The 13,718-nt window shown below is 54.7% G+C and carries 2 protein-coding genes; both read left to right on the forward strand.

What is annotated here, in order from left to right; all coding sequences use genetic code 11:
• The first annotated feature begins 515 nt into the window (after positions 1 to 515).
• Complete coding sequence (locus GSF01_RS05740) at positions 516 to 5,969, forward strand: hypothetical protein (RefSeq protein WP_159882081.1); 5,454 nt, start codon at positions 516 to 518, stop codon at positions 5,967 to 5,969.
• Positions 5,970 to 6,002: 33 nt separating this feature from the next.
• On the forward strand, positions 6,003 to 13,703 hold the full coding sequence (locus GSF01_RS05745; protein ID WP_159882082.1) for an S-layer homology domain-containing protein: 7,701 nt from the start codon (positions 6,003 to 6,005) through the stop codon (positions 13,701 to 13,703).
• Positions 13,704 to 13,718 lie beyond the last annotated feature (15 nt).

Genomic DNA, 13,718 nt, shown 5'->3' on the forward strand with positions numbered 1-13,718 from the left:
AACATGAAAAAGATCGCTCTCCACCTGGATAAACAGGTTCAATGAGGAGGGCGATCTCTTTTTTTTGAAAAATAATCCTTTAAAAAATGAGCTATCCAGCTAACACTAGGGGTTTCTCGTCAATCTGGCGGAAAGGACCGGTAACGGTTCCTTTCCGTTTTTTTGTGCTGTCAGTAAGCCGTCAGAATAGCTTGCTATACTGGACAGAGCGAATAGTCCTATTTATCTATACAGGCAGGGGGGGCTTTACGGATTCATGTGAATAAAGCGGTAGAATCGACATTTTTTTTATAATCTGGCCGTACTAGCCGGTATGTTCCCATAGTTTTTTCCAAATGTTTAGAATTTGTTTAGAGGCAATTGTTTATAATGCAGGAAAGCTTGATTGGAATGATAGCAACCGACCGATTAAGGGGGTTCTAGAGATGCGGTGATTCGACAAATCTGGAAACAAAGCGACAGACGAAATCATCCTTAGTATTTTGCTTATAAGACTTTAGAAGGGGGTACTGTTCTTGATTAAGAACGGTTTTGCGTCCAAGTGGACTTCGGCAGCTTTAATCTTATGCCTGGTTGTTTCGTTGTTCCCCGTCGTGGGGCTGGACGAAGCGTATGGAGCGGAGAGCTCCAAAGATCAGCCCATATTTCTCGATGGCACCCGGATTGGCAATGCCTCCACGAAGCTGGAGGATGTGGGCAATGCGTTCCGTAACTTCAATGTAAGCGGCTCGGGCTTTGCAGGCTCTCCGGGTTTCGTACAAACCGAAACCGATAAGGATATGCGGATTTATGCGGATGGGGGAATGAGATCGACCGGCGATTGGGCTACGGTTCAATTTGAAATCCGAGTCAAGGACAACCCGCTGCTAAGGGAGATGGCCGCAGGCGGAACCGCGGAGATTGTGGTCGGCTGGGATCGATTGATCTATGATTCGGGTTTATTCTGGACAGCGGCTTCAGCTGCCTCCTTTCGTGTAGATAACGTGGAGCTTTTAGGCGGTCACAGCGGGGGAGGAACGATCGGCCACCGAGAAAAAACGGGAACGTTCCATGCCAACTCTGTCATTCATATCGGCGCCTTTGTAGAGGACGAGGATGCCGGCATTGACGGGCTGTTCATCAAATTCCAGGACAAGGTCCGCCCCGAGCTGAGCAGCTATACGTTTACGGGCAGCGGAGTAGAACGAAAGAACAAGAAGGGTGAGTACGAGCTGTTCGCCAAGGCGAAGGAAACCGTCTCGCTTTCCTACAATTTCAGCAAAGCGGTCAGACCCTCCGTTCTAGCAGCGGATGCCCAGCTTCATGACTTCTTCCTTCGTCACCCGTTGTACGTGACGCCTTCGGACGACCTGCTGCCGACGCGCGGGCAGGAGCAGTACATGATGAACAAGTCCTACAAGTCCTCCGATTTCACAGGCAAATTTTTGGACACGCCTCTCCGGCAGAGCATTACTTATACGTATACCGCCGCCAAGTTCCATCATAGCGGGAATAGGCCGGTGGAGCCCCGGATCAAAGCGACGGATCAGGCTCCCGACGTTAATCGGGGACTTATCGATCTGAGTCTGGAAGAGAAGCTCAATCAGGTGGTTCTGGTGGATGCGGCGGGGAATGCGGCCAAGACAATCGGAGCAACGGTTCCCGGCAGCAACTCCAGTTTGGAGCAGGTAAAGGGCAAGGCCGTGCCTAACCCGTTCGACTTCAACAAAGGCGGTTACCGGGTCATCATTGACGCCGTAGCTCCCAAATATTCGAAGTCGGGCAACGGGATCCAGCCGGAGATCGTAACAGGCGCGACCGTGAACGATCAGGATGTTCTCGACTTTACGGTACAGTTCACGGAGGATGTGGTAGCCCGCGATGACCGAAACGGGAACCCGTTTGATCCGGCTAAGATGTACCTGCTCTTCAATAACGGAATGAGAGCTTATTACTATGATGGCGATAACAATGCCAATCTGGGCTACGGTACGCCGAATGTAAGGTTCCGGATGGTCGTACCGCCGGGCGTTCAAGTTGAAACTCCGCTGCTCAAGGCGATTGCCCTGACGCATGAACGCAAAGATAATTACCCGGACAGCAACTACCAGGCCAAGGATAAAAATGTCATTCAAGACTACGCCGGCAACCAACTGATTCAACCGGCCAATTACGAGGGACTGCACGAGGACATAGACCCGGAGAGAACGGAGCCTGCGCCTGCGGGCAGTGAACGGGGGGATTTCTCCAACGTGAACTCCAAGATCGACTGGGCCAAGCTGTCGGTCGATAATACGGCCCCTCTTATTGGCTTCCACTTTGAGAATGATGGAGCGACGGATGCCATATTCAAGAAGCGCGGTAAAATTACGATTGACGTCAACGATCCGCCGGTGGCGATACCGGTGCTCGACCCGGAGTATCATCCCGTGACGAATTTCGAGCGGCCGAGCCGGGGCATCTATCGTCCGTCGAATATGACGGGACCGTCCTCGCCGGCGGTCGGACTGGTGTACTACACCTGGACGAGAAGCGAAGCCAATCCGCTGGAAACGGATGAGCAGTACGCTGCGCTCAAGCGGTTTTCTCTAACGGCCAAGCAGCCCAGAGAAGAGTTATACCCGGGTAAGTTTCCAGGTCTGAATCTAAGCGTCGCGAACAACAAAACCAATATGATCGCACCTCCGGCCGAAGCGTTCACAGCGGATGGCAGCGGTGTCTGGTATCTGCATGCCTGGACCGCCGACATGACATGGGATACGGCCCGGGAGCTGATGCAGTACAAGAAGATGAAGGAATATAAGAAGGAGCATCCCGATCAGTACAAGGCTTGGAAGGACGAATACCAAGGCTCCGAATCCGATAAGGAGTTTTATGCAGACAACAAGGCGCTGGCCGCTGTTGGGCAATATGACGATCTGAACGTATGGAAGCTGGAAGATTTCAAACATGCCGACTCGAACTGGACGCACAGCAGCAAACCCATACTGCTGGATAATCAGGCGCCTCAGATCAGCTTGTCGAATCTGGTCAACGACGGCTCGGCCAACGTCGAGGTGACGATGACGATCACCGATGCGCATAGCGGCCTGAAGGAAAGCTTCTATCAATGGGTAATGGAAGGAAGCGAGCTGCAGGACATCGACTGGAAGCCAGTCGTTCTCGTCGGAGGCAGCTTTATCAGCGGTACCCGCAACGAGGTTGCGGAGGATGGGAGCTACCGTCTTTATGTGAAGGCGGTCGACCTGCTCGGCAATGAATCGCCCGTCACGTCAAGCGTGGCAGCCACGGTCAATTCCAAGGCGCTAGTCACGGGAAGCTTCTCGGAAAGCGACGGGAAAAGCTATCTGCAAAGCCATGACGTCACGTTCTATCTAAACAATCCGCAGACATTGAACGTAACTTCCGTTACCTATTCGACCTATGCCCGGACGGTAACGGGATCGACTTACGGAGCCATGGCGCTTATGCTGGCCGACCCCTACCAGGTCAGCTCTGCCTACAGCTACAGCTCGGCCCGGCCGGACGCCAGCGAGTACAGGCAGCTGGAAGGGACGGCAGGCTCCGCAGGAGGCTATGCCTACATCGTGCCAGCGGACCCTGCGCTGAACGGCAAGCAGTATCTGCATATTACCGTGAAGGAAACGGCAGCCGACCGCTATTATTATTTTCTGCAATCCTATTTGTTCGACAATACGCCTCCGAAGGTAGTATTCAGCACGGACGAGGATTTGTATCCGAGAGCCAGACAAGAGGTTCAATTCGCAGCCCGCGATGAGCTTAATGAGCTTGCCTTCAGCAAGTATCAATGGGTGAAGCAGGGCGATGCGCCTCCGGATGCGAGCTCGTTGGCGTGGAAGGTGCTGGCTGACGGTGAACGTTATGCCGTGATCGATGCGGCCGGACTGAATCCAGGAGAATCGGCAGACTACAAGCTGTATGTGTATGCCCGGGACATGGCCGGCAATGAGGCGGTTACCGCGAGCAGCGGCTATTTCAAAGTTTCCAAGCCTGTGATTCAGCCTCCGGCCGATGCCAAATCCGACCTCCTCTACGTGTTCGGGGACCGGGAAGAGGGCTATACGGCTATCATTCAGCTCAGCCTCGATGTGCTGGACAAAGCCGGTTATGAATATTCCGTCTCGCCGGACTTCGGCAAGAGCTGGATCAGATGGAAGCCTTACACGAACTATGTTGCGATCAAGGTTCCTGCGGGCAACGTGCAGAACGGACAAATTCTGGTCCGGTATAAAACAGGACCCCAGTCCGATGGCAGCGAGGGTACGATCGGTGCGGCCAAGCCCCTCGATACGGCAAAAGTATCTCCGGTAGAACCGGTTTACGCACTTGTGACGCTTGGCACGACAAGTCCTGTCAGTACGGTTACGGGAGTCGATATCGATATCGCCGCTCCGCTTGGCATCAAGGTGGTTCCTTCGGCCGTCAATCCTTCCCCGCTTGAACGAAGCGGAAACAGCTTCCACGTCAAAGCGAACGGGTACTATTCCTTTGACCTGACGGATACGAGCAACCCGGATCGCAAAGCGACGCTGTACGCGGTTGTCAGCAATATCGACAGCACTCCGCCGACAGGCAGGGTAGAGAGAGTGCTGGCCGAGCAAGACATCACGAGCGGCAACGTGATCGTGAAGCTGAAGCCGTCCGAACCGGTGCGCATTACGAATAATAATGGAAGCAATACGTACACGTTCAAGGAAAACGGCACCTTCGCCTTCGAGTTTCTGGATGAAGCGGGCAACAGCGGCACAGCCTCCTATACCGTGAATTCGATTGATCGGGAAGGGCCGAAAGCGATCGTCACTCGTTCTTATACGAAGTCTGACGGAACGGAATATGCAACCTTCGAGTCGGGAGGCATCCTCTATGCAGCGGGAGTCACGCTGACGGTGGAGAGACCTTCCAAAGACGATAAAGAAATTTTCGTGCCGACCGGATCCACCATCTACATGACCGATAACGGTACGGCTGAATTTATGGTATACGACAAGCTGGGGAATATGACGCTTGTGAGGGAAGCCGTCACGAATTTGATCGGCGCTCCGCCTCAGGCCGACGCCATACAGTATACGCTGATCGACGAGGCGGGCCATCCTGTTCCCGAAAGCAGCAAGGTGCTGATCAACGGGCAGCTGTATGCCAAAGGGAAGATGCAAGTGGCCGTAAGCGGCCAAACGTCTGCGCCGAACCAGGTATTCGAAGGAACAGCACCTTCCAAGGATGCGGAGGAAAACTACACGAATTTGAGAAGCCAGCCGGACGGCAGCTTCGTCGTAACGCGTACTTTCTCCGCAGATGGCTCCATCGTGATCGCCATATCCGATTTGCTCGGCAATATCAATAAGATCCCGGTCACGGTAAAGGGACTGGATAACAAGGCGCCGGAGATTACGCTGCATGCACCGACGGTAGGCATAGCCCGGAACAAGCCTGACTTCGACTTTGCCAAAGACTTGGGCGGCTACACCGTTCGCGATAACGTATCAGCTTCCGAAAACATCCAGGTCACGATCAGCGGGCTCGATCTCGCCAAGGCAGGCCGTCAAAACGTTACTTACCGCGCGACCGATCAGGTCGGTAATGTCGCAACGGTCGTGCAGGAGGTCGTCGTGGTTGACACCGATGGCATGCTGATCTTCGGCAACGATCAATTGATCTCGGCTTCCAGCGCAGAGTCGGCTCTCTTCGATCGGAGCACGCTAAGCTTCAAGATTACCGGGTTTAACCGGATGAAAATAGGCAGTCAGGGTCAGGAGCAGGTTAACGAAAGAGGTACTTTCGATCTGTTCTACTACTCCGGTCTGTTCCGTGAAGGCCAGATGAAGACGATCGCTTCGAAGCTGACCTATGATGAGCTGGTAAACCGCGACTTCCAGGTAACCTTCCCGAAAGCCGGCTGGTACACCTTGATCGTCAGAAGCCAGGAACGGGAGCGCGAGTATGCAACGTTCTTCATTAGCAAAAAGGATTAATCTTTCTCATCCATATAGACAGGAGGCACTCATGTGAAGCTGTTCAAGAGAACGCTTATGACCGTGCTGGCACTGCTTTTACTGCTCAGTACGTTCACTCAGGCGACTTCGGCTCTCGCTGCCGTGATGTCACAGCCGAAAGTGACGGTGCTGGAAAACAAGTTCATAAAAATAACGGTGGACAACCAAACCGGACGTTTTGGAATCCGTACCGTAGACGGTCAGCCAATCCGCAAGCAAGACGACAATGTCAATATGCTGTTCCGTGGAGACGACCCGGACACTTCGTTCACCAGCTTCCGGATTGACGGGACCGACTATATTTTCGGTAATCCGTACAAATTCGGGGCAGATTTCTTCTCGGAAATCACGTCTCCGCAAATTGTGGAAAACAGCAACGGGACCAAGCAGATTGAGACGGTCTGGACGATCAAGGGCGTCGCCATCAAGCAGATTCTGATGCTGTACGCGAATACGGAAGATAAGCTGAATGCCGGGAATGTCAACATTCGATATGAGGTGCTGAACAACAGCGGCGCCCAGGTCGAGATGGGAACCCGTATTCTGCTCGATACGCAGGTGGCGGGCAATGACGGGCCGCAGTTCCAGATCGGGACCGGCTACCGCGTTCCGCTGATGGTGGAGCGCAAGCTTGTCCACAACCCCGAGGATGATCCGAATATTTCGGAGGAAGACCGGCTTTATTACAAAATCCCTCCCTATTGGGTGATGAGAGATAAGTTTGACTTGACCAATCCGCTTGCGACCAATGTGGTCGCATACGGCTTCAACAATATCTATGAGGGCAATATCCGGCTGGTCGATGAGATGATCGTCGGCCACTGGAACGGCCTTGCGAATACCAAATGGGATTACACGCCGAACGGCAATCTGGATTTTACCCGCGACACTAACGACTACGGCACGGCCGATTCCGCGGTCGCCTTCTACTGGCAGCCGAAAGCGCTGGACAACAAGGCGGTGCAAACGTTCGAGACGGTGTACGGACTCGGTGAAATTATTGAACCGGATAAAGTGTTCTCCATTCGCTTCATGGACCCTCCGCAGCAGCTCGGAACGAATGCGGATAATAGCGCTTATGAGGGCGAAGGCATCTTCGAGATTACGGCCGAGATCGAGAACCTGGCGATGTTCCATATGGAGCATAGCGAAGTGACAGCCCAGCTTTCCCTGGAAAGCGGACTGAACTTCGTCAGGCGTGATGAAAAATCGGGCGAGCCCGCCAGGGACGCTTCCGGCCAACCGATCATCGAAGCCTACCGCAGCAAGGAGTTTACGTACCGCAAACAGGCAACTAAGGAAGAGGCGGAAAACGGCATATTACCGAAATACAAGCCCGGCGATACGCTCTCCGTTAGCTTCCTTGTACAAGCCAAGGGCCGGCCGTGGCCGACCTCCAAGCAATATATGCTGACAGCTAAAAGTCCGGAGACCGTCAAGGAGATCGAAGGTATCCAGGATGAAGGACTGAAGGCCCAATATGAATCCAGCAAGGGCAACTTCGTGCTGCTGCCTGCGATAGGACAAGCTTCCCCGACCTATGTATATGGGTTGGCGCCTAAGGAGCTGTACAGCACGGACGTCAAGTATATTACGGTCAATATGACCAATATTGAGGCGTACACGGCAGGCAATGCCCAGGTTCCGCCTAACTTTGATCTTTATCTCAAGGAAAAGGCGACAGGCAAGCGGTATAAGGTGCCAGTGAAGGATTCTGTCATCATGCAGCCGGCGGATGACGGCTTCTCGGGGGATATGCGCATCACCTACCGGGGAGGAGATCTGGTCGACGATAAGGGCCAGGTTATGCAGTCGGGTCTCGGGCCGGAGCTGCCGCTTGGCGAGTACCAGGTGGAGATCGATTTTAACGGCGATACGGGCGGCGATGCAGAAATTGCCGCGATGTACGACGTCATAACCAAGCAAACGTTTAAGGTTACGAACAATCAGGAATCCCGGATCCGCGAGGCCGGCTTGATGGCCGTATACAAGCAGTATGTGGATCTGAGCAGCGTGACCTCTGCAACGAACGGGAGATACCTGGATGAGATCAATGAGGCATTTCCCGGAAGGGCGTTTCAATCGGGGGCGTTGCTCAACGACGCTGTAAAAGCTTTGAAGGAAATAAAAAGGGATATCGTCGGTCCGGGAAGCAAGCTGCTGGATCCTAAATTCAAACTAGATGAATTTACTTCGGAGCAATCCTTAAAGAAGGTTCCTGCTTACCAGTACAGGCTGTTTGAATCCGAGAAGGAAATGACGGATTTCTTTAAGGAAAAAGATGCGAATGACAATTTCATTCGCACCAAGCTTGTCGATATCCGCGGGATGATCAAGGAGGTCGGGACAGGCGACGACAAGCAGGTCATCGTCGATACGAAAACCGAGCCTGCCCTGATCAACGAAGCGGTCGCCTATAAGGGCAAGGATATGGTTTTTGTCCGGGGCAAGCTGGATATCTTCGATATACCGAAGAAAATATCCGGTTATGATAAGATACCTTTCCTTGATTCCTTATTTGTGAAGGGTGAAGGGAAATTAAGCGTTGCGAACAGCGGCTTCGTCTTCTACTCCGGGGAATGGACGCTTGATTTCTTCAACGGCTTTGAGAAGGAACTGGCGCCAAGCCTGACGGATAGCAGCCATGAAATATTCCCGGATGAAGACAACCCGGAGGATGACAGCCTCAACGGTACCATAAGCTGGGCGACAGGCGCGCTCGGGGACCGGCTGAATCCGGTGCGGCAGCTGATGCTGACCCATGTTTATTTCAACAAACATAGCCTGTTTGCCGCTCCCGGATTTATGGTTGGCGGCTTCGGCTTCACGTTCAACGATTTCATCCTGCGTCCCGGCGGCATTTCCTTCGGCGGCAAGCTGTCGATGAAGATCGTCGACGGGGAAGTCCGGAATGTCGTCTTTAACGATAAAGGCTTTGTAGGGGTCGACGCTCAGTTGAAGTTCGATCTTGGCAAGGACCTCGGATTGTTTGAGTCGAAGAAGAAGGAAAAGGATGAGAAGAAGAAAGGCGAAAGCAAGGCAAGCGGAGAGCTCACGGTCATCCATTATGTGCAGTCTGTGCCCAATGTGTCCAATCGATACGGGATCAGCTTCAAAGCGGACGTCAAGGGTAAATTCGAGGTTCAGGCCGAGCTTGCCTTCAAGCAGGTAAGGGATGGCCGTGTGCTGCCGGATGTGGTGGCATTCGGTACGACCTTGGGGAAACCGGGTGTTCTGATTACAGGCGCCACTTATTTGTCGGCCGTACGAGGAGCCGTTCGCGAGCTGGCCGATACGATCGCCGGGGGAACGAAGGATGAGCCGTTTCCGCTCGTGATTCAAGCTGGAGTCGAAGCGCGGTTCGGCGTGCAGCCCGTCTTCCTGATCGGGAATGTCGACATGACCGTGAAGCGGTCTGGACTCGCGATTCTGGGTAAGCTGGACCTGTCAACCAATCCGGACGGCGACAAGAAGATCAACATGGTCACCAAGGCGCTGCTGGAGGCTCAGTGGTTCCAGCCCTGGTTCGTCAGAGTGGAAGCGGAGATCGATATCGGCGGCTGGGGCGTCATTATGGGGAAAGCCGGTATATTCGTCGGTCAAAATCTGGAGAAGGGCCGCATCGACTTCGAAGGCTATATCGGAGCCAGGCTGCAGATTCCAAACGGCGTTCCGGTAGTCGGCGGCATGCCGTTGTCCAGCGTGTTCCTGGGTCTGAACAATGACAAGGTTTGGGGCAGTGTAGGCATTCTGTTTATCTCGCTCGGCATCACGTATTACTGGGGCGGAGGCGTGGAGTTCGGCACCTCGCAGGAGGACCTGCCTGAAGGCTTCGCGCACTTGCTGATTGAAGATCCCGAGAAGGGACCGCAGCTGATGGTTATCGGCCAGGGGATGAGCACGGTCGCCACGTCATGGATCGATGCGGAGAAGGATAATCACGAGATTGTTTACAGGGATATTTCCGAAGGCGTCAAATTGGTGGAAAACAGCGCGATGGAGGCCGGTATCGGCGGCATTCACGTGAAGGATGGAGGACGTACCCATCAGGTTCCGATGGGAGGCGTGTCGGGCAATGCCATTATCGAGTTCGAGTACGACGAAGCGGAAGTGCCTGCCGTTACGTTGAAGGATAAGAGCGGAGCTTTGTATCCGGTGATGTTCGATAATACGAACACGAATCCGGCGGCCAACGCCTTTACTCAGTTCATTCCGGCCGATCAATCGTCGACAAAGGCCGATGTTCGCAAGGCGTACATCATCATTCCGCAAGCGAAAGCGCAAGAGGGCGGAACCTGGACGCTTACCTCGATGAAGCCGGTGGCCTCCAGGCTGCTCAACGTACCGATGACGGCGGACCTCAAGCAGGTGGGAATTGCAGCCCACGGTACGGATCCGAATAAATTTACCGCCTCGTGGCAGGTAGAGAACGCCAGAAGCGGCGATACGATTGACCTGTATTTGACGAAGGATGCGGTCACCAGCGACACAACGGTGGTGAATGGTCAACAGGTGCTGGATCCGGGCGAGCCCGGCGTACTGATCGCCAAAGAGGTGAGGGTCGATTCGGGCACGTTGAATGGAGCTATAACGAGCGGAGAGCTTGTAGTGGACGTCAGCGACGTGGAGCTGATGGGCAAGAGGGAGGATCTTCGCGGTCTCCTGCAGCAGGGCGATTACTACCTGCGCGCGGCGCTCAAGTCGTCGGCTTCGTTCAAAACGAAGACGTCCGCGGAAAGGTTCAGAATCGTTGATCCGCTGGCGCCAGGCGAGGTAGAAGACCTTCACATCGAGCCGGCAGGCAATGGGCTGTTCTCGGTATCCTTCCGGCCGGCGGCCAAGAAGCCGGGGCAGGAAGCGTCGGAGCATAGCTACGCTATATCCGCCATGCAGGAGACGAACGGCAAGCTGACGGCCTATCCGAATTTTGCCGAGCAGCTGTTTACCGAAGACGAGCTGAAGCCTTATTGGAAGGCAAACAGCGGCAAGTATGAAGGAATACTCGTTGGAGGATGGACGGAATTCTCGAACTCATCCGAGGTGAACACGACCGATCTTACGGGTCCGAAGCCTGCAGCCGACGAGAAGAAAACGTATCTGGGGCTGGAAGCGGGTCAACGTTACGTACTCAGCGTAGCATCTGCAACCCGGCGGGCGGAAGATCAAGCTGTCAGCGAAAAGTACCACTTTGCCGACAGTGTGAACAGCGTGAATACGCTGCTGCCTATACCGGCGGAGCCGAAGCTGGGTCTGGCGGCCGGAAGTTATCCGGATTACCTGGAGGTTCTGACGAATCAGACGAAGCCAACGATTCATCTGTATGCCGATCAGTCCGATATCGAGGTCGAAGCTTTCTATAATGAGCAATCCATAGGAAAAACCGGGCTCGTGAATAACGGTTCGGTCAGTGAAGGGACAATCGCCTTTGACTCCTTCGAAACGGATGGTACGTTCGGGATTGAGCTGAGGGCGACGAATAAGCGGACGAAGGATCGGAAAGTAACGTTCATGTATCTGAATGTTGATACGAGCGCTCCGATTCTGTACCTGGACGAGCCGACCAGCGGGCAACGAACGATCCATGACAAGGTGACCGTAGCGGGTACGACCTCGAAGGATGCGAAGCTGACCGTCTACGTGGATCAGGTTGCCGAAGGAACGGGCGTTAGTATTCCGGTTGCGGACAATGGCCGATTTGCCGGATCGGTGCCTGTCCTAGTGGACAAGCCGGACGCCGAGCTGATCTTCGTGGCCCGCGATGGCGCGGGGAACGAGAATCGAGCTTCGGTAGCGGTGTCGAGCGGCAGCTTCAAGGCGCCTGCGGCATTGGTGATCAAGAGAATCGATGCCTTAAAGCCTGGAGAGCAAGTCATCGTTGAGCCATTCTTGAAGATGCGGCAAGGGAAAGATAAAGACGGCAAGGCAATTTACGTTGAGGTGCCAATGACGCCGGAGCAGTCCCAGCGTGTCGCTTACTCGGTCAGCAGCGGTGACGCTGTAGGCATCCGGGAGGTTCAGGTGAAGGATGCGGCGACCGGTAAAGACCGGAAGCTTCTGCAGCTAACCGCGGGGACGGCGACGGGCGCAAGCTTGATTCAGGCTAACTACGACGTAGCCGCCCACGGAACGGAAGCGGAGGACGAAGCCTCGGCCTCGCAGGCCGAGCTCGATACCCTGTTCGCTATCTCGGTCAAAGTGCCGGCTCCGACTTCTATGGAGAGCTATACCGTGACGACGCAGCGAATCAACGCCACTGCCAACGCGACTAAAGTTCAGGTGGGAGATACCGGCGAGCAGTCCGGTTACCAACTCGTGTATAAAGTGTTTGCGAAAGGTGCGGGAGCGGCGATTCCTTCCTTTAAAGCCGAGCTCAAGGACTGGACCCTTCTTCCACAGAACGGGGTCGTGTCTGCAGCGGCGGGAGATAAGCTAGTGGTGGCCAAACGAACCTCGCTTAAACAAGAAGCCGTAGGCTCATCCGCGATCGTAACGGCTGATGTATGGACCCCTACTATCGGGGGAGGCGGCGGAGGACCTATGGCTCCGCAGTCCAAGGATTCGGTCAAGGTTAACGACCAAACGCTCATGGCCGAGCGTAAGAATGACACCCTCACGGTTCATGTTACGGCTGCAAGCGGTGCCGACCTTGGCAAGGGCGATCTGATCGTCACATCGGACGATGTCACGGTGAAGGATTTTTCATTCCGCTTCGACAAGGCGCTCGGACAGCAAGCGGTTGACAAGCAGCGGAATATCCGTATTCAGCTGCCGCAGGCCAGCCTCGTTCTGACGCCGGATATGCTGAAGGGCATGCTGCATGATCTGGAGGTCAAGATTCGTCCGAACGGCGCTCCTGCCATACGCGCGATGAAGCAGCTGGCATCGGAGATGAAAGGCACGCTGCTGGGAGGCGGCGAAGGCATCGAGATCGTAACGAACCTTCCGGAGGCAAGCCGCAGCGCGTACCTCCACGTGAGATTGCCGGTACCCGCTTCGATTCAAGCAGGTGACATCCAAGCCGTCATCCTGCGCGGAATGGATGGCGAATGGACTACAGTGCCATGGAAGCTGGAGACGGCAGACGGCCAGTCTTACCTGCTAGCTCGGCTGACGGGCGACGGAAGCTTGGCGTTCCTGCACACGGCACCTATCTTCGCGGATGTTGCCGATGATTTCTGGGGCAAGCCGGGTATTGAGGCGGCAGCCGCCAAGCTGTTCATGCAAGGAAAAGCAGAGGAGCAGTTCGATCCGGAGAGCCGGATCACGCGCGCCGAGTATCCGACCGTGCTTCTTCGTGTAGCGGGCTGGATGAATAGACGCGCGGAGTCCGACTTTACAGATGTGGCACTTGGCGACTGGTACAGCCGCAGCATCTCCATCGCTGCGAAGCTGGGTATCGTCGATGGCCTGGAGGATGGCAGCTATGCTCCTCAAGCTCCATTGACGCGTGTAGAAGCGATGACGATGGCAGGGCGCTTGATGGAGGCGCTGGGCATGAACAGCGCGCTTGCGGATGAGGAGATCGAACAGCTGCTCAGCGTTTACGAAGATCGGCAGCTGATTCCGGCCTGGGCGCGCAAGCAGACGGCCTTGAGCATCAAGTATGGCATTATTCAGGGCGAGGGCAGCACCGTGAATCCGCTCGGGGCATTGACCCGGGCCCAGGCGGCCGCTATAGCGGTCAGACTGGACCAGTGGATCACGAGTAAGTAAGCTTCGTAGCAGAAA

Source organism: Paenibacillus puerhi (assembly GCF_009846885.1).
GTDB lineage: Bacteria > Bacillota > Bacilli > Paenibacillales > NBRC-103111 > Paenibacillus_G > Paenibacillus_G puerhi.